Source organism: Desulfonauticus submarinus, from assembly GCF_900104045.1.
Lineage (GTDB): Bacteria > Desulfobacterota > Desulfovibrionia > Desulfovibrionales > Desulfonatronovibrionaceae > Desulfonauticus > Desulfonauticus submarinus.
Genome location: NZ_FNIN01000006.1, coordinates 70,939 through 90,866, shown reverse-complemented (window position 1 = coordinate 90,866; position 19,928 = coordinate 70,939). Strand labels below are relative to the sequence as shown.

At 32.0% G+C, this 19,928-nt stretch carries 15 protein-coding genes; 5 read left to right on the top strand and 10 right to left on the bottom strand.

The features are described 5' to 3' along the window. Window positions 1–21 precede the first annotated feature (21 nt). The 4 genes from BLP60_RS06860 to BLP60_RS06845 all read right to left on the bottom strand — a co-directional run bounded on the left by BLP60_RS06860 (window position 22) and on the right by BLP60_RS06845 (window position 4,035). On the bottom strand, window positions 22–1,626 hold the full coding sequence (locus BLP60_RS06860; RefSeq protein ID WP_092065382.1) for an FmdE family protein: 1,605 nt from the start codon (window positions 1,624–1,626) through the stop codon (window positions 22–24). Window positions 1,627–1,699: 73 nt separating this feature from the next. Further along, on the bottom strand, window positions 1,700–2,263 hold the full coding sequence (locus tag BLP60_RS06855; protein WP_092065380.1) for a hypothetical protein: 564 nt from the start codon (window positions 2,261–2,263) through the stop codon (window positions 1,700–1,702). Between the two features lie 207 nt (window positions 2,264–2,470). Further along, window positions 2,471–2,857 (bottom strand): Ros/MucR family transcriptional regulator, encoded by a 387-nt coding sequence (locus tag BLP60_RS06850; protein ID WP_092065378.1) that lies wholly within the window; start codon window positions 2,855–2,857, stop codon window positions 2,471–2,473. Window positions 2,858–3,159: 302 nt separating this feature from the next. Beyond that, window positions 3,160–4,035 (bottom strand): DUF2156 domain-containing protein, encoded by an 876-nt coding sequence (locus BLP60_RS06845; RefSeq protein WP_092065376.1) that lies wholly within the window; start codon window positions 4,033–4,035, stop codon window positions 3,160–3,162. Window positions 4,036–4,079: 44 nt separating this feature from the next. Here BLP60_RS06845 and BLP60_RS06840 point away from each other — a divergent pair, with 44 nt between their 5' ends. The 3 genes from BLP60_RS06840 to BLP60_RS06830 are packed head-to-tail and all read left to right on the top strand — an operon-like array spanning window position 4,080 to window position 6,483. Continuing rightward, a complete protein-coding gene (locus BLP60_RS06840; RefSeq protein WP_092065374.1) occupies window positions 4,080–4,943 on the top strand; it encodes a YitT family protein in 864 nt (287 codons plus the stop codon). 27 nt (window positions 4,944–4,970) lie between these two features. Continuing rightward, window positions 4,971–5,744 carry an SAM hydrolase/SAM-dependent halogenase family protein gene (locus BLP60_RS06835; RefSeq protein ID WP_092065372.1) on the top strand — a complete coding sequence of 258 codons (774 nt, stop codon included), beginning with the start codon at window positions 4,971–4,973 and terminating at the stop codon, window positions 5,742–5,744. Then, window positions 5,728–6,483 carry an adenosylcobinamide-GDP ribazoletransferase gene (locus BLP60_RS06830; protein ID WP_159427704.1) on the top strand — a complete coding sequence of 252 codons (756 nt, stop codon included), beginning with the start codon at window positions 5,728–5,730 and terminating at the stop codon, window positions 6,481–6,483. Before BLP60_RS06835 ends, BLP60_RS06830 begins: the two co-directional genes overlap by 17 nt. On the opposite strand, the gene BLP60_RS06825 is transcribed toward BLP60_RS06830, so the two are convergent. From BLP60_RS06825 to BLP60_RS06815, 3 genes are all read right to left on the bottom strand, one after another. Then, on the bottom strand, window positions 6,452–8,380 hold the full coding sequence (locus BLP60_RS06825) for a molybdopterin biosynthesis protein (protein ID WP_092065368.1): 1,929 nt from the start codon (window positions 8,378–8,380) through the stop codon (window positions 6,452–6,454). The genes BLP60_RS06830 and BLP60_RS06825 overlap by 32 nt on opposite strands. A gap of 213 nt (window positions 8,381–8,593) precedes the next feature. Then, the gene (locus BLP60_RS06820; RefSeq protein WP_234970969.1) at window positions 8,594–9,700 is read right to left on the bottom strand and encodes a YibE/F family protein; all 1,107 of its coding nucleotides are present in this window, start codon (window positions 9,698–9,700) and stop codon (window positions 8,594–8,596) included. Between the two features lie 59 nt (window positions 9,701–9,759). After that, window positions 9,760–11,256 (bottom strand): alkaline phosphatase, encoded by a 1,497-nt coding sequence (locus tag BLP60_RS06815; RefSeq protein WP_092065365.1) that lies wholly within the window; start codon window positions 11,254–11,256, stop codon window positions 9,760–9,762. A gap of 198 nt (window positions 11,257–11,454) precedes the next feature. Between BLP60_RS06815 and BLP60_RS06810 the strand changes: the two genes are divergently transcribed. Continuing rightward, complete coding sequence (locus tag BLP60_RS06810) at window positions 11,455–12,246, top strand: AsmA family protein (RefSeq protein WP_092065363.1); 792 nt, start codon at window positions 11,455–11,457, stop codon at window positions 12,244–12,246. Here the strand turns inward: BLP60_RS06810 and BLP60_RS06805 are convergent. From BLP60_RS06805 to BLP60_RS06795, 3 genes are all read right to left on the bottom strand, one after another. Continuing rightward, the gene (locus tag BLP60_RS06805) at window positions 12,238–12,723 is read right to left on the bottom strand and encodes a type II toxin-antitoxin system VapC family toxin (RefSeq protein WP_092065361.1); all 486 of its coding nucleotides are present in this window, start codon (window positions 12,721–12,723) and stop codon (window positions 12,238–12,240) included. The genes BLP60_RS06810 and BLP60_RS06805 overlap by 9 nt on opposite strands. After that, window positions 12,710–12,916, bottom strand: coding sequence for a hypothetical protein (locus tag BLP60_RS06800; RefSeq protein WP_092065359.1), 207 nt, complete (start codon window positions 12,914–12,916; stop codon window positions 12,710–12,712). The genes BLP60_RS06805 and BLP60_RS06800 overlap by 14 nt, the downstream gene beginning before the upstream one ends. Window positions 12,917–13,061: 145 nt before the next feature. Continuing rightward, window positions 13,062–13,610, bottom strand: coding sequence for an AAA family ATPase (locus BLP60_RS06795; protein ID WP_092065357.1), 549 nt, complete (start codon window positions 13,608–13,610; stop codon window positions 13,062–13,064). A 213-nt stretch (window positions 13,611–13,823) separates the two neighbouring features. On the opposite strand from BLP60_RS06795, the gene BLP60_RS06790 reads away from it, so the two are divergent. Beyond that, window positions 13,824–19,892 (top strand): vWA domain-containing protein, encoded by a 6,069-nt coding sequence (locus BLP60_RS06790; protein ID WP_092065355.1) that lies wholly within the window; start codon window positions 13,824–13,826, stop codon window positions 19,890–19,892. Window positions 19,893–19,928: the final 36 nt, after the last annotated feature.

Below are 19,928 nucleotides of genomic sequence, written 5' to 3'. Positions count from 1 at the left end.
TTATCTCAACTAAAAATAAACTTATTTCCCAAAATAACATTTAGGGAATGTGCATTCCTTACAGTTGAGGCATAACCCCCCTTCAGCCATATAAGAAAAATCTTTTCTAGACACATCTAAACCAGCTAGTAATCTAGGAAGAATAAGATCCAAACTTGTTCTTTTAAAGAATAAGGCACAAGCGGGTACTCCTAAGACCTTTACCTGGCCAATCTTTCCAACCAAGGTCATAGCTCCAGGTAAAATAGGAGCTCCATAAACAAAATTTTCTAATCCAGCTTCAATAAGGCCTTTTCTAGTTACATCATCAGGATCTACAGATAAACCAGCCGTAGTAATAATTATATCAACTCCAGCAGATAATATTTTAGTGATTGCTCCCTTGATTTTATTTGTATCGTCTGGAGATTTTAAACTTATTACTACCTCACTACCAAGAGCCTTTACCTTGTTTTGTATTATAGGCTCAAATTTATCTTTAATATGACCATAAAATACTTCGTTTCCTGTTATTAATAAACCAACGCGTTTTTTTACCAAAGGAATTACTTTAAATATTGGCGTCTGTAAAAAACTAAGAGCCTGTAGAAAATACTTTTTAGCTAAATATAAAGGGATTGCCCTTGTTCCTGCTAACAATCCTCCTTTTCTTACTACAGAAAAACTCTGTCTACTCGCACACATAACATAAGGGACCTGATTAAAAGCAATCAAAGCCTCCTTATTAACCACAAATAAACCATCACGACCTGCCACTAAATTCACTTTTCCTTCACTAGGAGGCAACACCACATCTACTCCATCTCCTGCCATATACTTAGCAAATTCTTCAGCCACCTTATCTTCGTGAATAAAGTCTTTTTCGTCTGTTAGGGGAAGATATACATGTTTTTTCCCCATTTGTTGTAATCTACATAAATCTCCTACGGAAACTACATCACCTTTTTTAAAAACTGCTCCCTTACTTTTACCAGGAATAATTTGAGTAAGGTCATGCACTAATGGTTTACCAATAGCCTCTTCTATTTTAACAGTTTGCAAAGAAACTTCAGCTTCAGCCAACTCCTGATAAGGACTCTCTCCTTGACACGCTCTACAAATACTTCCATCTGCTGCAGGATAAGCCTCTTTACACAAAGGACAAACAGCAAAGCCCGATCTCTTTTTTTTAGCAACTAAATCAAGATGTACTTTAACTTTTTGCCAAGATAAAATTTCCTCTCCCTTTTCCATTATTTCATTTAAAATTTCCTCCAAATTTTGTTCTTGCTTGGGTTTTAACTTAAAAAACCACTCTTTTATTATAGGAGCACTATCTAATTTTTCGGTATCAACAAATACTCTTACTCCTTCTCCACTATATTTATCATACAACGTAAGTGCATATCTTCCCAAATGAAAAATTTTTAACCACCCATTTCCAATAGTACAAGGAGTTAACAACTGCACTGCATCTGGTAAGCATTTGGCACTCTCACAAATAGCATCAAATAATATGTCTGGAGAAAGCAGACTTTTTGCCTTTTTCACCATTACTGCTCCTAAAAAAATACCAGGAGCAGGACTCCCATGAAATTCTCGGACTAAATTTTTAAATTCAGAAAAAGAATATTCTCCTATCTTCATAATTTACCTCTATTCTTAAGTTAAAAAAAACATATGTTAGCTTAAAAAAATTATCCTTTAGAATCTTTGTTAATTATTTTTTATGCAAATCAGACCATGATAAAAATTCTTTCTCCTCTTTTACATCCTCTCCTATCTTAAAAAAAGAAAAATATGGTTTAATTTTACCAAATAACATTCTACTTAAAATATAAATGGGAATAAAAACTGATGAATAACCAACATTAAAATTTATAAAAGGAAGAGGGAAATCTATACCCGAAAATCTAAAACCAAGCCATCCTAAAGCAAAAGGCACTGGCCAAAGAGAGGAAGCAAACAGGGCTAAACTAGCAAAAAATGCCTTTCCAAAAGCCTCATTAGCTAAAGTATTGGCTGCTTTAAAATGTTTCTTACTTTTAACCATAATCGCTCGAATAGATAAAGAATGATTATCTAACATCTCCCTATTTAAGGAATCAAAATATGACTTGTTCGCCCGATAGATTATTACCATGGTAGTTTCACCAATCAACGTAGCAACAAAAGCCAAAACAAAATTTCCTAAATAAAAACCTAAAATAGGAATCTTTATAAGCCTAAAGAAAAAAATTAAATAAGGATCTATCGCCAAATAAAAATTAAATAACCAATTCATAAATATCTATCCTATCTTAAAATTAACTTTAACCACACTTTAAAAAAATAAATCAATCTATCGCTGTATAGTCTAGTTTACTTCTTCCCAACCTAAAAATCTGGATAAGGGCAAGTATGAGAAAAAAAACACAAAAAAAGGGCCTTAGGAACTCCTAAAGCCCTTTTTCACCTAACTCAAAAAATGACTTACAACCTACTACTAATACTATCTAGCTTTACGCCTTTCCCAAAGTTTCATAGATTCCATTTTCTTTCTTCTTTCCCGAGCTAAAGACTTGCAAACCAAAGAAGTATTCTTCTTATAACCCCATTTTTCTTTATATTCTTTTGGAGTTAACCCATGAGATGCTAAATGTTTTTTAGTTAATACTTTAAAACTCTTACCACACTCTAAACAAACAATAGTTCTCTCTTTAATAGCTTTTTTAGGATCTATAACAGGAGCTTGAGACGCATCTTCTCTACCTTCCACAACTCTTTTAATACCTTCTGCAATCTTGTGCACCATAGATGTAATTTCTTCTTCTGTCATTGAACGAACAGAAGCCTGTGCTTTAACTATGTCTAACGCTTGTTTTAAATATTCTTCCATCTCTCCCCCTCCTAAAGTTAAATTCAAATAACTTTAAAATCCTCCACCCTATTTTAGGTAGACTTTATTACATTTTAAAAATTTGTCAATAAGCATCTGCTTAAAAATATTTATATTTTTTTTATTTTAATTTAATTACAAAACTTAAAAAGAGAACGCTAAAAATATACAGTTGCCTATCAAAATTTAATTATAAAACAAAATTTAATTTTAATATTCTTTTTAAAATTAAAGATTTATACTGTTTTAGCTTACTTACTATCTAGTCTAAAAATTTACCTGTAAAAGTTCATATCTCTATTTTAAGATAATCCTAAATCGACTTTATATTTTTTAACATAACCATATGGATTATATGACTTTTTGGCTTTACGTAAGCCAATGTCCCCTAAATCTTGTTCTCTATTGACAAATTTAAAGTTATCCGCAGAGTTTTTTAAAAAGAGATAGTTAATTGCTTGATATATACCCTTTATTTTAGGACAACCTTTTTCAAAGTGTATTACCAAAGTCTCATGATCTAAAGGTTCAGCAATGGTATAAGCCACCATCTGATTATTTATCCAAATAGCTCCTCCAAAAAGATTCTTAAGTTGTTCCCAAGAACTAAGAACTCGAAAAATGGCTTTATTTTCTGCCTCCAATGCCTTTGAGTCTGCACACTCCTTCCATAAACACCATTCTGTTTGCAAAGTTAAGACTTCCTCAATATCTTTAGGTTGTAACTCTTTATAAACATAGTTATATTTTTTGAAAAACTGATTTAGTAAATTCTTTTTCTTGTGAAAACGATTCCCAGATAACTCAATTAATTCTTTCACTAAGTAAACATAATCCCAGTGTTCTCTCTGAGGAATAATCCTAATATTAGAAAATTGTTTTTCCCATATAAAAGCTAAACTACCTGGAACTCTTTCTAAAGAATATACAGGAAATGGAAGAGAAGTAAGCACGTTATTCCACTCTACTTCCCAATCTCCTACTGGGGGCCAAAAAATCTCTGTAGGAGAAGTTTGTTTCAGCCAAAGAAAATTATTTTTTTCAATTAGTTGTAAACCATATTCTTCTGCCCAACCAAATATATTGACAAAACTCAAATCAGAAGGTTTTTCTTGCATCTTGACAAAATAATTTAAATAAACATCTTGCCAACTAAGGCTAACTGGTTCAAATTGCATAAAAACTCCTCTAGCTTTTCTAAAAATTTAAAAAGGAAGCACTTATGAAAAAAAAACTTATTTCTTTTACTTATAGCCCTTGGTGGAATTTAATTTTACTCACTATCTCAGCCTTACTCATTTCTTTAGCCATTAAAGGAATTGGACTACATCATAACCTTATTTCAGGAGGTATATCTGGCCTTTCTTTAATTTTACATTATCTATATCCTCAGTTCAAAATATCTTATATCTTTTTTATCCTTAATGTACCAATCTTTCTTCTTGGATATGTATATGTGAGTAGAAGGTTTTTTTTATATAGCTTATATGGTATGTTTATTACTTCTGTATTTTTATTTGTTTTAAATTTTCAAATAAACATAAAAGATACATTTTTGGCAACTATAGCATTTGGCACTCTTTTAGGATCAGGTCTTGGATTTTCTTATCGCAGTCTTGGTTCAACAGGAGGCACAGACATTATTGCCATAATCTTATATAATAAATTTAATCTTAGAATAGGTCAAACAAACTTTCTTCTCACTCTAATTATCTTTAGCTTTGGCTTAAAGGTGTTATCCTTGGATTTAATATTATATTCTCTCATTGCCATTGGCATAGCAGCTTATGTGGGAGAATATTTCTTAGGTTTATTTAATCAACGCAAAATGGTAATTATAATAGCTGAGCAGCCAGAAAAAATAGTAGAAGAAATAAGTAGACGTCTTCATAGAGGCGCCACTTATCTTTATGGACAAGGAAGTTATAGTCATAAACATAAAAAAGTAATCTTAACTGTTGTAGATAGCGTGCAATTAAAACGATTAGAAGAAATTATTTTTTCTCTTGACCCTCACGCATTTGTAATTGAAGATAACACTTTAAACGTATTGGGCAAAGGATTTTCTAGACGTAAGATATATTAAATAAAAAAAGACTTTTTTCTAGACGTTATGTCTTACTTAATAGCTTTATTAACTGACTTTGGTCTAAAAGACCCTTATGTAGCAGAAGTTAAAGCAACTTTAGTGTCTTATGCCCCGAACATACAAATAATAGACATATCTCACCAAATACCTTCTTTTGATATCTTATCTGCTAGTTTTGTCTTATATACTTCTTATCATTATTTTCCTGCTAATACGTTATTTGTAGGCATCATTGATCCTGGCGTGGGAAGTGAGCGAGAAATCATTCTTGCTAAAACATCAAAATATTCTTTTTTAGTCCCCAATAATGGTTTGCTTAGCTTTTTTATATGGAAAAAAAATATATCCACAATTTTTAAATTAAACACAAATCATTTTGTTAATGCAAGCACTACCTTCCATGGCCGAGACATCTTTGCGCCTATAGCAGCAAAAATAATAACTGACTCCTGTCCTTCTTCTTGGTGGGAAAAATTCAATTTAAGCGATTTAATTAGTTTAAAAATACTGCCAGCCTGTTGTTCTAAAGACAAAATAACCGCTACTATTTGTTATATAGATAAATTTGGAAATGTTATACTAAACCTCGAAAATAAAAAATGGAGCCCTAAATTAGAACAAAAAGGAACATTTAGATCTTTTCCTCTAAAAGTAGTCCAAACTTACTCTCAACTAGCACCCAATGAAGTAGGAATATTGCCAGGTAGTCATGGCTTTGTTGAACTGTGCTTAAATCAAGACAATCTCGCTAAAAAATTAAATTTAACTGTGGGAGAATCTATTGAAATCTATTTCTAATTTTTTCACCAAAAAAATACAAACCGTTTTTAACGATTTCTCCCTTACTCTTTCATTTTTTACAGTTCTTGTTAAAACAGAAAAAATCGCCTCTGAAGAAGAGATGGCTAAAACTTGGTTCTATATGGTCCCCCTAGGACTTATATTAGGCAGTATAGCTGGGTTACCCTTTATTTTTCCACTCAAACCTGACCTTCAAGCTCTTCTTAGTTTAGTATTACTTGTATCTCTTACCCGCTGTTTTCATTGGGATGGATTTGCTGATCTTTTAGATGGCATAGGAAGCAATACACAAAAAGAAAATTTTTTTAATATCTTAAAAGACAGCAGAATAGGAGTATTTGGCGTAACAGGACTTATTCTTGGCATTTTAAGTATGTGGATACTTTTGAAAAACATTCATTCCTTTTGGGCCATTGTAGGACTTTGTGTTTTTAGCAGAGGCAACCTTATCTTTACAGCATGGACATTAAAAAAATGGGCTAAAAAAGGTATGGGAAAAATATTTTTTTCTTCTATTTCTTTCCAAAAAGTACTCTTAAACCTTATTCTTTCAGCTCTTATTATAACTATAATATTTGATATTTTAACTTATACTTTGGCCTTTTTAGGGCTTCTAATATGGAGTTTTTACCTTTTATTCCTTGCCAGAAAACATCGTGGCGCCAATGGAGATTTTTTAGGCGCCACAATCGTTTTTTCTGAAATCATTTTTTTGGTTGCATTATCTCTCCGCTGAACTTCAAATCATATCCACCCAGGGATTCGGCCTTTTGACGAAATGTGACGCTAGAAATAATTTCTAGTACCTTTTGTATGGCTGGCTCATTCAAAGTCTCTCGCCTTATAAGCAAATCATAACGTTCATCAACTAAAGGAATAAAATCTAAGTTCAAAGCCTTAGCTGCAGCCATTATCCCAAGACCACAGTCAGCAGTACCTGTTAAAACATTTACAGCTACAGCCATATGGGTAAATTCTTCCTGGTCATATCCTTTTATCTGAGTTGGCTTAATTTTCAATTTATTTAAATAATAATCTAATAAAATTCTTGTGCCTGCGCCTCTTTGCCTATTAATAAAAACAACATCATCTCTTACTAAATCTTCCAATGTCCTAATATTTTTAGGATTGCCTTTAGCAACTATAAGCCCTTGCTTTCGAATAGCTAAATTAACTAAAACAGTATCTTCTTCAGGTAAAATCTTCTCAATAAAAGGAAAATTATAATCCTCTGTTGCGGGATCAAAAAGGTGCGTTCCTGCAAAATGAGCATATTTATTTTTTATAGCTTTAAGACCTCCTAAACTACCAACATGCGCAGAAAACAAAAATACTGGCTCACCTAAGGACATTAGCTCGTTTTTCAATAAATCTAACAGATTATCATGGCTACCAATAACCACAAGCGCATTCTCAATCTCTCTTTTGGGCCTAAGCACTCTTGTGCTAACAACCTCTCCTTCGGAGAACCCCTCACTATTTTCATCTATAGAAATTAAACCTGTGGCTCTGCTAAGAGTAGTAATCATGCCTGCTCCTCTGGGTAAAGGAATGGATACATAACGCCCACCTACCTTACCTATCCCTACTCGTATAAATTCCCGCATTCCAAGCTTTGAAGGAAGAGGACGGGTTAATACTGTATTTATGGTTTCAAAATCATCCAAATTTTCTCCTCTTAACCAATAAATAAGTGGCCGAAGTAAATATTCAAAACAAATAACAGCACTCACAGGATAACCTGGAGCGCCTACTATTAACTTGCCTTCTCTACTAATTCCTAAAAGTGACGGCTTACCTGGCATTGCTTTAATGCCATGCACCACCACTTCACCTAGTGCTTGCATAACTTTTTTAGTAAAATCCTTGCTTCCTGCAGAAGAACCTGCTCCTATAACCAAAATATGCACTTCCTCTAAAAGAGCTTGGGTCTTTTTTACTAAAAGATCAAAATCATCTCCCACAGGAGGTATACGTACAGGCTCGCAGTCCCAATCCTCTAATAAACTAGCCAAGACTTGAGAATTACTCTCTATTACTTCTCCTGCTTTGGGATTCGGCTTTAAGGTAAAGTCCAAAACCTCATCTCCTGTAGGCACAATACCAACCTTCAACTTTTCCCTTACTTCCACTTCAAAAATACCTGCACTTAAAAGTGTACCTAAATCATAGGGACTTATTTTATGTCCTGCAGGGAAAATAAGCTCAGTAGCAACAATGTCTTCCCCAATACGCCGCACATGCTGCCAAGGAAATGCTGGTTTTTCTATACTAACTGTGTTCTCATCTAAAAATACTACATCTTCTATCATAATTACAGCATCAAATCCCTCTGGCAGGGGATTTCCTGTATTTATCTCGATAAAATCTCTATCTCTTATTAAAATCTTAGGATTTCCTTCCCGTGCTCCAAACGTATCATTTGAATGCACCGCTATCCCATCCATTGCTGCTGCATGAAAAGTAGGAGAGGAATAACAAGCAAATACAGGTCTGCTTAAAACCCTATATAAGGCCTTATCTGTGGGAATCACTTCTGATCCCAAAATATTCTTTTTACCTAATAATAAAGATTTGATCTTTTTTATAGCCTCTTCAATACTAACCATATTTAAATAAATATTTCTTTCCATTCTTATACCTCCCAGAAACATGTCTTTTTTGACTTAAAACACTCTTAAATAAAACGCCAGTCAAAAAATATATTTTCAGTTACAATCTAAAAAGAAAAAACGCACTCTTCATTTCAAAGAGTGCGTTAGCGCAAAGTTTCCTCTATATATTAGGAGGAGAGGATAAAAACAAATAATTCCAATAAATGACAACCTTATGTCAAAGAGATAGCATTATGGTTTCAATATCCAAGCGCCTATAAAAGCAGTAAAAGGAGCAGTTAGAACTAATCCAAAGCTACCAGACAAAGTTTTAATAACCTCAGCAGCTACATAAACCAAGTTAAACATATTTCCTACGGGAATGCCTTGAGCCATAAAAAACATCAAAAGACTGATATAACCTCCACAATAAGCCAAAAGCAAAGTAGTAACCATCGTACCCAAAACTGCTCGTCCTACTCTTACCCCAGACCATGCCAGTTGAATACGCGAGATATCCGGCCTTCTAAGCAACACTTCACTCATACTTGCAGAAATATCCATGGCAATATCCATGACCGCTCCTGAAGCGGCTAAAAAAATAGAGCCTATGTAAATGGCTGTTAAATTTAAATACCCAAAACCTGCATATAATAAAGGCTCAGAAAATGGCATAACCGCCCCATGTATCTTAGCTTGATATGTAGTATAAATAGCCAGTAAACAAGTAATTATTATACCAAGCAACGAACCAATAAGCGCCACAATTGCCTTTTTATTTAAACCTGCCACTAGAAAAATTATACTAGTGGTTAAAATACATACAACAACTAAAGCAATTAGTAAGGGATTAATTCCATCTAAAGCCAAAGGAATCAATATCTTCCAAAGTACCAACGCTGTAAAAATAAAAGAAATTAATGCCCTTGTACCAGTCCAACCTCCAAAAAAAATAATTATAAAAAGAAAACTCAAAAATAATTTCCACTCTAAATCTAACCTATAAATATCTTGCGGATGAACAAAAACAACCTCTCCCTTGCTATTAAGGGATAATACAACCAAGACCTCATCACCTACTTCAAAAATTTTGTCTCGATCCAAATAACCCATTAACTGGTTAGTTGCAGAAAATATTTTACCCTTAAATTTTCCGCTTAATATCTTTAATTTTACTTCCTGTGTTCCTACCTTAATTAGTCCTTGTTGATGTATATCTGTATTATCTATACTTAAAATAACACCTTTACAACGTATTGAAGTATTATCAATACGTTTTTCGTATTTATTTGGGATAAAAAACAAAATAATACTAATTAAAATAAAAATAATAGAAATAATTATCTCATTTTTTTGCATAATATTTTGCATAATATACATAATTGGGGTAGAAGTAAGTTCCTACCCCTTTTTAAAGATTACCAGTTAGCTACCAATTTAATCTTTTCACCTTGTTTCTCTACAAAATAAACTTTTGGCTTTATACCGAGACAGCGCATAATCTTTTTAGCAATATCTGTATTATCATAGTACCCATTAAATATACCTGCATTTACGCCTATAGCAGAAGTAGGTACAGGAACTGCTGTATGTTTATAAGATGTCCAACCAATTCCTGCTTTGTTATTTAGAATATGAGTAATTGTAACAGTAAGTGGATCATATCCACCATAAAGCAAATAAGTAGCTGGATCATGTTCATCTATATTATTTTTCATAGTCATGGCAAAGGCATTTACTAACTCTACAACCTCGTAAGGTTTTAAAAGAAGGGGATTGTCTGCTGACCCTGTAAATTGCAAACCAAAATATTTGCTAATAAGTGGCATTACATCTTCAAAGGTAAATTTTTTACTTGTTTTCATTTTTTTAACAAACTCATCTGTAAAACGTCTAAAAGAAAGATTTTGCCTATGCAAAATATCAAAGTACGTAGCATATTTAGTGCCTGCAAAACCTAAAGTTAAACCACCTGTTTCATGATCCCCTGTAACAACAATTAAGGTATCTTTTGGATGTTGTTTATAAAAATTATAAGCAACCTTTATAGCCTCATCTAAAGCAATAGTATCTTTAATGGCAGTTACAGCATCGTTGGCATGACAAGCCCAATCTATTTTACCACCTTCAACCATTATAAAAAAACCATGACGATTATCTAATATTTCAATGGCTTTTTCTGTAAGCTCAGCAAGAGAAATATCTTTATCTGTTTGGTCAATACTATAAGGTTCTGCAGCAGCATCTTGAAGCCATGGATTTATTACTACAACCTTACCATTTCCTTTTTTTAATTTTAAAAACATCTGTTTGTCTTTTATAATTTGATAACCACTATCTCTTATTATTTTCAAAGCATCACCTTGAAAATTAACACTATTTTTCTTCTTATTTAATGTATCTTTAAGTCCTCCACCACCAAAAAAATCAAAATTACTTTTTGCCAGTTGCACAGCAATATCATAATATTGATTACGTTTTTTTACATGTGCATAAAAACCAGCAGGTGTAGCATGATCAAGAGATACAGAGGAAATAATACCAACTTTCATACCCTTTTCTTTAGCCATCTCAGCAATGCTTTTCACTATCCTCCCATCTGGAGTTATACCTATCATTCCTATATTGGTCTTTATTCCACAAGCTAAAGCAGTGGCTGCAGCAGCAGAACCAGTAATAAATCTGTTAGCTGCATAAGTTGTAGTCATCCCTTGAGCAGGAAATGTGTTCATTAAAAGCTTCTTACCTAAATATTGCTCAGCAGCCACTCTTTGCGGAAAAGCCATTCCATCTCCAATAAACAAAAAAATATATTTTACCCTCTTTGCTTCTACAATAGAGAGTGTTGTAAAAACAAAACAAAAAATAAAAAATAAAATAAAAAAATTTTTTCCTTTAAACCATTTTTTACTCATACTTATATCCTCCTCTTATCAAAATATGTAAAAAATGGTTAAATAAGTAATGTTACAATATCGTTATCCAAATTTGACATTTTATAAAAATTAACCTGTTTAAACCCCTGACATAAAATTTTTAAAAAAATCTTGGATTTTATAATTTTTTAGGATAGCTTCAAAAAAAATATCTAAAATCTAAAAAAGGATCTCGCTATGAAGAAATTCATTATTATTCTAAGTTCTATTATTGCTATTTTAATTGCTGCAATGGTGGGAATATATTTTATGTTAAATACTATTATTTTAGAGGGAGTAAAAACAATAGGCCCTAAAATAACACATACAAAAGTGTATTTAGATAAAGTAGATATATCTATTTTTTCAGGAAAAGGTATTTTGTATAACTTTGCTCTTAGTAATCCTAAAAATTCAAAATTACCATATTTGTTTAAAGTGAAAAAGTTCTATATTGACTTACAACCAGCATCAATACTAAAAAATGAAATTATTATAAATAAAATTTTAATAGAATCTCCATATATTAGCTATGAGATACAAGGCGCAACATCAAACATTCAGAGTTTTCAACAAAAAATTTCTAAGAAAAACACATCTCAAGAAAAAATATCCAATACAGAAAACAGAAAAAATAAAACTACGGAGGGAGATAAGGACCCAAAAAGTGTATTTATAAAAAATTTTATCATTAAAAATGCAAAAGTAGAAATTTATATACCCAAATTACAACAAAAACGAATTGTTGTTATAGATAAAATCCATCTCACTAACTTAGGGGGTAAAAATCAAACACCTACTCAAGTGATAGAAAAAATTACTAATGAAATTATTAAAAAAATCCTACCCAACTTAGGATTAACATTTAAAAATTTAGGAGAATTAAAAGAAATAAAAAAAGAGATTGAATCAAAACTTAAAAAACAAGGAATAAAACAGAATCAATTAGATAAAATTAAACAAGAACTACAAAATCTTCAATTAAACTAATGCAGTTGTTCTTTTATGCTGCCTTTTTAAATCTTTAAAAAAATAATTCTCTTTATTATGAGAAGAAAGAGGATTTAATAAATCTACATTAAATTTTCTAAAATCATCAATATTACTTGTTACAAGGGTCAAGTTATATACCTGTGCAGTAGACAGAACAATGTTGTCAGGTAGTCTTATTTTCTTTAATCTTGGATTAAAGATAGATTGATATGTCTTCTCAAACTCTTTATTAAAGACAACTTGCCTTGCTATAGTAAAATCTGTATATATTATTTGAAAATTTTCTAAATATCGTTTTATTAAATTACATTCATAAGGAGAAAGCTCTAACGATAAAATTTCCATATAGGTAATAATAGAAAGACAGCTTTCCTTTACATAAGCTAATAAAAAATTAGTAGCTTCTTCATTTCCTTTGAAATGATAAATAAAAATATTAGAATCAATTAAAAAACGTTTACTATTTCCACTCATTTCTCATCTTCATTTGCCATTTTATAGGTTCTATATTTTTATCTGCCAACAATCCTGAAGTGAGCTTAGAAAGATCAAAAAATTCACTTCCACCCAATGGCTGAATAACTATTTCTACTTCTTGATTAAGATATTCATCTGGGAGTTGGATAGTATATGTATTTTTATTTACTTTAACGACTTTTCGCAACATATAACTCCCCTTTTTTACATTAACCTCTAAAATTTATTTTTTTATATCCTTTAAGTAAAATTGTGTCTATACTATTTACAAAAACAATAATGTTCCTATTTTGTTCTTAAGTGACACTAAAAATTCCAGCAAATGCAAATACGGATTAAAAAAATTTAATCGCATTAATAAATTGTTTTTTGGCAAGCTCAATATCTTCATTAATTATTTTAACCAACCTCTTAGCATTAAAAGGTAAAAGTTGCCTTTCAAGCCTATTTTCCCAAAAACTATCCCGATGGCGTTTTTTTAATCTCTTTCTTAAAGACTCAGGACTTGCTGTAATAAAAAGAGTTAATACATTTTTAAACTTTTTCTCAAAATCATTAACCTTAGTCCTGGAAATGGAGATTACAATTTTTTTTCCATTAAGCTCAACATTATTGAAACTTATTCCATACTGATAATTATATGCTTCCCAAGTAGTAAAGAAAAAATTTTGTTGTTTTAAAATATAGAATTCTTTAGAAGAAATATAATAATTATCCTCGTACTCATCTGACTTTCTGGTAATATAACGTTTTAAAAAAATAATATTTTTATCTGCAGAAAATTTTTTCTTAGCATACCTTATAAGGGTATCCTTGCCAGCCCCACTAGGACCAACAACTAAAATAATTTTACAGTACTCTATTTTATCAAAATCCTTTTGCATTATACAATTTCACCTTTAGAGAAAAGTCCATACCTATTCCATAAAAAATCATCAAACCATATTACCTTTTCTTTTACAAAAACTAAATTATAGATGCATCTAATTCGTAATCCTCAAAAACAAATTTTAGAATATCTTATTATATTGCTATTTTATGTTTGACAACAAAAAAATTTTTTATTTAAACATCGTTAAACCTTTAAAGCGGGGGAGATGATGAGAAAATGGCTTATACTTATTATTTATATCAGTATATTTCTATTTCCTGCTAATACTTTGGCTCAAAACTTACCACTACAAAACTTATGGAATGAACTGCAACTATGTAAAGGCGAAATAAAACAATCTCAGAATTATTTTATTTTTCAAAATACTAATATTTATGGAAACGCTTGGATATGCAAAAAACAAAAACTTTCCCCTCTTGATAAGCTTATTCCGATTTTAAAAAACAATGGATTAAGCATATTAACAAAAACTTCTGAAAAATTAGAAGCAACAAAAAAAATTCCTGAAGGAAAAATTTATATTCGATTTAATAATGATGAAAATCAGATTTTAATATTAAAACAATATATCATATCTTTAAATAATGATACATTAGATATAAATTTATCTTCTGAAGATAAATTTTTCTTTTATCTTGATTATCCTAAAGATGCTTATTTATCCCTAAGTATAGAAATACCTAAAAAAGCAGAGATTAAAGTAGAAGCTGAAGCTTATTTCAAAAATAAAAAACTGGTTAAAAAAGTTTCTTATAATAAAGTATTAAAATCTGAAGAAAGTCTTCGCCATATACTTTATGATTTACCGCTAGTAGCAGGCCGACAATTATGGTCTATTTCAAAGTATAGTGGGTCTCTACCTTTAAATATTAAAATTTCTCTTTGCAAAGAAGGGAAATTAAGTCCTATTCCCAATGGAGATAAAATAGGTGGCATTTTTTTAAAAAATGTTCCCTATGGCAGAGCAAAAGCAATAGCCGAAAAAGGTGCAGAATATTTACACTCTGCCATAACAGACGATAATTTAGAAGGAGATTTAACTCCTAACGGAGATGTAGTATTTTGGCTCGCACCAGGGTATTGGAAACTTAAAGTTCTTCCTTTTCAAGATGAAGAAGTAAGTCATTTAGAAACCCACCTTATCCCTGTTTTTCCCGGTTACTTAACTGAAGTAAATTGGCCTGCTTCTATTGCTCGATTATTTAGCCGAGACGATAATGTTCGCTTAGAAATATTAAATTTTGGAGCTAAACAAGAAAATGGATATGTAAATATTTCTCTCTTAAATGTAAAAAAACAAAAAATTCTTCCTAAGCCAAAAGATATTACAATCTATGAAGCAGGTTTGGCAGGAAAGACTTTATCCATTGAACGCCTCAAAACTCCACCTGAGATAGTGATATTGCTCGATTCTTCTGGATCTATGAAAAAAACTATGAAAAAAGCTCTGCAAGCTACAGCAAAATTCTTACAAGGATTGCCTAAAAACTCTAAAATTACATTAATAGATTTTGATACTCAACCAAAAACAATTGCTTCTGGCAATCCACAAAAAATTTTAAAAGCTCTTAAAAAAATAAAAGCTAATGGAGCTACAGCTCTTTATGATGCTGTAATACAAGGCCTGACGCTCCTTGAAAAAGCAAACAGACCTACTCTTATCTTATTTACTGATGGAAAGGATTCCAATTGGAATGACTCTGGCCCTGGAAGTAGGGCTACCCAAAAACAAGTTTTTGCTGAAGTAAAAAAACATAATATCCCTATTTTTACTATTGGATTTGGCAAAAAACCCGATACCTCTACTCTTTCTAGACTGGCGTCCTTAAGTGGTGGAGCCTATTATTCAGCTTCCAATACCAAAGCTCTAGCTAAGGTATTTGCCAGAATTCAAAGCAATTTAGGTCATCAATGGAAAATTTGTTATAAACGTCCTAAGCAAGGAATTTTAAGCACCAAGCCAGTTTTAGCTTTAGTAGTAGATAATAGCGGTTCAATGGAAACACGTTTAGAAAAAGTTCGTCAAATACTACACGATTTTATTCAAAAACTACCAAACAATTTCTTAGTTCAACTTTTTATCTTCAGCAACAATGTTGAGGTAAAGCAAGTACTTACAGATAATAAGTTAGCTTTGCTCCGAGCAATTTCAGAGATGAAACCTCTCTCGGCAACAAATATTTTACACTCAATAAAATGTGCTTATGTGTTTTTACATTCCGTTCCTAGCAACAATCGTTACCTTGTCTATATTACAGATGAAGCTTTGGATGTAGAAGAACACGAGAGGGACAAGCTCGATCTTTTCCTTCAAAAACTCAAAGATGATGGGGTCAAATCTCTTTTTGTAGGCATGATAGATCAAGATAAAAACCATGTTTTTAAAAAAGCTGCCAAGTTAACAGGAGGCAAAGCAGTATTAGCTCCAACTCCAGAAAAATTGAAAACTGCTCTAGAAAATTTGGCAAGCACATTTCAATCTAAAGAAGAAGCTTCTCACCTCTTAAGAGTTGTATTTAAAAGTAGAGACAAATTTGGACGCAGCAGCATTTATTCAGCAGCTACAATATCCAATTTACAACTTCCAACAACCTCTAAAAAAACCCAAAATCCTGAAGTAGTATTTTGGAAAAAAGGAGAAAAATTAAGACCGTATGGAGGAGAAATAAGTAATCTAATTACTGGTGATGATATTATTGGAAAACAAGTACAAATTTTAAAAAGAATCCCCTTAAATATAGTAGCCAAAAACAAGGCTGTAGAAATTAAGCTCAAAGAAGCAGTATTTATGTCAAAATTTAGAGGGATTACTCCTCCAAGAGGAAGATTTCTCGCTCTTACCTTAGAGTTAAAAAATATTTTAAAACCTCAAAAAGTGATTGTTTATCCAGATGGTTCTGCTCATCCTGCTAGCTGGATAAGTGGAGGCTCTACTAAAAATGCACGTATAGAAGAAAAAATTCCAGATTATCTCATACCTGACGCTAAAATGCACTTTTTTCTTTCCTGGAACAATAAAACCAGTTTTCCCCTTTCAGATGCTACTTATTTAGCCCAAACACCTTTAATTTTGCCTTCAGAAAATGAAATATACCTAAAACCAAATCAACCAATCAAAGGGACATTGATTTTTATTGTGCCTAATGATTTCATGGAACAAAGTGCTTTACATCTTTATGATACTGCCTATGGACATATTGATTTACCTATTAGTGGCATTCTCAAAATAAAACATCAAGAAATTACTAAACTCCCGAAAAAAGTAAAAACAAAATTATCTGACACCTTTACTCTAACGGCTGATGCTCTCAAAGATACTGCTCAGCTTTTTGAATATAGGCCAGAGGAAAAAAATGTCTATAGGATAGTAGAGTTATCTTTACAATCAAAAGTACAGGCTCATTTAGCTATTAATCCTAAAAAACGCTTCTTTCTATCTATTAACACAGAATACGGACCCTTTATATTTAAGCTACACCCAATAACTCAACGCATTCCTTTAGGATTTTATCATTCCAGACTAATTACTCCTGGATCTTATAACAAACTAAGACTGGTCTTTGAAATACCAAAAGCACTTAAGAACAATCCTTGTTCTCTGTTAGTAGATTTAAAAGGAGGAAATGTAACATTACCTCTTAAAAAAACTAACCTCAAAGCCCAGCAACCTCTTACTACTGTTGAAGGTGATGGTATTAACTTAAGTATAAATAATATCTATAAAATAAATGCTAAACAGATTATTGTTGATATTACCTTAAAAGACAAACCAGATGACTCTGCTACTGCTTTATCATCTTTCATAGGGCTTAAATTTACTCAAACTGCGCGAGCACGTCTTAAAAAACTTGTTTCTCAAATCGAATCTTCTTATATAAAAAGAAAAGGGTTAGGTAATTTTGGTCGAAATATAATAGACATCCCTTCAGGAGATATATCTTATGATATAAAAAATTTCTTAACCACTGTAAGTTGGGAAACAATCGTCTTAAATGGGCAATCAAGAAGATACTTTGTTTTCTTTACCTTGCCAGAAAAAACTAAATTTTCTGATTTTGTACTTGTTTCTAAGATTTTTAAAAAATTAAATTATCCCTTAACATCCCCCAAAAAATTCCCCTTTTCAAACTTATTAACCAAAGTATCTAAATATGAAACAGATGATACTTTTACTCAAGAACTTGCAACAGTCCTTGCTAAATTAACCCAAATCAGGAAAGCTCAAGGCTTTGTCAAACCTGGTAGTATTAAAACCGCAGCCACTACCTTAGATGGGACTAAGCCCACAGGACTTCCAATCTCTCCTCCTTCTCTCATCCAAGCAGGAGGGAAAACATGGGAAAATATTAAAACCATTACAGACCTTAAAAAAGCCATTAAGCAAATAAAAATTATCCCTTCAAATTGGCGCGCCTGGAAAGTAGTTTATTCCCCTCAAGCAGTATTTACTCAAGGATGGTGTACAGAGAATGAAATAGCTTTTATGGCAGAAAAGATTTTAAGCAAACAAGGTTTAGAAGTTTCTAGGTTAGTAGTAGCTTTAAATGATAAAGGAAAACAAGCTATTAAAAAACTATATAAAAACCAAAACGTAGATTTATATGAACTTCCTGCCCTAGCTTATGAAGATGATTTAGGGAAAAGACACTTTCTTATTTTCCCTTGGTTTAAAGAAAAACAGGAATTAAAATCTTTTATAAAAAATATAAATGAATATACTTCAAGCTTCCCAAGCGTATCTATAGAAGTAATTATTGAAGCAAAACCCCTTTCTTCTAGCCAAAACCAAGTAAGCGCAATGCTCACTGATGCTTTGGCGGCAAAAAATGAAGAACATCTAGAATCCATCACCCTTTTATCTCAAAAAATATCCCTTTCCTCAGCCAGCACAGATGCACTAGACTTGGGATTTGCTGAAACAATGAACCCAACCAGCGGAAAAGTTATCTTTGCTATTCTAGACACTCCAGAAGGGCGAAAAATAGGCGAAGAAAAATTAGAATTAACAAAATACGAACCTAAAAGGATTCGCTTAAAAATATATACTCCAACAGATACATTGGAAACTATAAGAGAGCTAAAACCTAAACAATGGCCTACAGAATTTTTCTTTGTAATAGGAATTAATATGCCTGATTTACCATTGTCTAAATTAAAACAAACAAACTCTATATGGAGCACAGCATATAAAAAAGCAAAAAATCCAGATACTATTTCTAGTCTAAAATGGCTTGGTAGAGGAATATTAGCCAGATTTGTAGGAGCACAAACTACTTATGAACAAAAATTAACAGCTAAACTTGGCTTAAAAGCAGTTCGCTTAAAAACACCAAGAATACTCATAACAACATTTCAGGTACTACCTACATCTAAATCTAAAAAATACTTAACTAGTTTAGATCTACTTTGGCCTTATCCAAAGCTAAGAGGACCAGAAAATAAACAAAAAACCTTTAACAGCTTAGCAGGATTTTATTATAGTTTCTTAGAAGCCAAGGCTTTACCTAAAGGTAAAGGAATTAATGCCTTTATTCTATTTTCAAAATTTCCTAAGAATACCAAACTAATCCCTATTTCTCCAGAAGACATGGACACTTTTGCAACCAATTTAAAAAACACAGGGTATCCATATACTGTTTGGCATCACATGAAAAATTGTAAAAACATAGTACTTTTTCCGAACAACCCCCTAATCTTTGGAAACAAAGCCAAAATAGCTTGGCTAGAAATTGATCCAGATACCTACCGAGTATGGTCCTTTTTAGATACAGGAGAAAGAGGGGCAACAGAACTCATCTTAGGCGAAGACATCGCAGCCATAAACGACTTCTTAACAGGTTTTTGGATGGGAGTAGAAGTTTCAGTATGGTCAACCGCAAGCTTTTCTTTGGTATTAGATAAGTGGTCAGAAATTAAAACGTGCGCTCATGGTTTTGCTCGAAGTCTAGCATCTTATTTAGAAGCTGCAACCCAACCAAAAGAGGCTTTAACTCCAAATACAGAAAAAATCCAAGCTGGTTTATCCGGAAACATCCCTGGAATAGCAGGCCTGTCATCGTTTAGTTACGATTGCATAAGCTCACAAGAACTACAAAAACAACTTCAAGAAGACGCAGAGGCTCAAGCATGGACTTTTGAAGAAGGAAAAGAAATTTTGGATTCTAGCAGCACATTTAAAGAATTAGGTCAAAACACATGGGATAAATTTAAGGAAAAATACTTAGGCTTCACTAATGGATTTAAAAAAGGAGTTGATTGGTATTTTGGAGGATAAAGTTATTAATTAAATTTATTAAAAACATTAAATAAA

Coding starts and splice junctions, on each gene's coding strand:
- BLP60_RS06860 (WP_092065382.1), bottom strand. CDS start 1,626: ATGAAGATAGGAGAATATTCTTTTTCTGAATTTAAAAATTTAGTCCGA.
- BLP60_RS06855 (WP_092065380.1), bottom strand. CDS start 2,263: ATGAATTGGTTATTTAATTTTTATTTGGCGATAGATCCTTATTTAATT.
- BLP60_RS06850 (WP_092065378.1), bottom strand. CDS start 2,857: ATGGAAGAATATTTAAAACAAGCGTTAGACATAGTTAAAGCACAGGCT.
- BLP60_RS06845 (WP_092065376.1), bottom strand. CDS start 4,035: ATGCAATTTGAACCAGTTAGCCTTAGTTGGCAAGATGTTTATTTAAAT.
- BLP60_RS06840 (WP_092065374.1), top strand. CDS start 4,080: ATGAAAAAAAAACTTATTTCTTTTACTTATAGCCCTTGGTGGAATTTA.
- BLP60_RS06835 (WP_092065372.1), top strand. CDS start 4,971: ATGTCTTACTTAATAGCTTTATTAACTGACTTTGGTCTAAAAGACCCT.
- BLP60_RS06825 (WP_092065368.1), bottom strand. CDS start 8,380: ATGGAAAGAAATATTTATTTAAATATGGTTAGTATTGAAGAGGCTATA.
- BLP60_RS06820 (WP_234970969.1), bottom strand. CDS start 9,700: ATGCAAAAAAATGAGATAATTATTTCTATTATTTTTATTTTAATTAGT.
- BLP60_RS06815 (WP_092065365.1), bottom strand. CDS start 11,256: ATGAGTAAAAAATGGTTTAAAGGAAAAAATTTTTTTATTTTATTTTTT.
- BLP60_RS06810 (WP_092065363.1), top strand. CDS start 11,455: ATGAAGAAATTCATTATTATTCTAAGTTCTATTATTGCTATTTTAATT.
- BLP60_RS06805 (WP_092065361.1), bottom strand. CDS start 12,723: ATGAGTGGAAATAGTAAACGTTTTTTAATTGATTCTAATATTTTTATT.
- BLP60_RS06800 (WP_092065359.1), bottom strand. CDS start 12,916: ATGTTGCGAAAAGTCGTTAAAGTAAATAAAAATACATATACTATCCAA.
- BLP60_RS06795 (WP_092065357.1), bottom strand. CDS start 13,610: ATGCAAAAGGATTTTGATAAAATAGAGTACTGTAAAATTATTTTAGTT.
- BLP60_RS06790 (WP_092065355.1), top strand. CDS start 13,824: ATGATGAGAAAATGGCTTATACTTATTATTTATATCAGTATATTTCTA.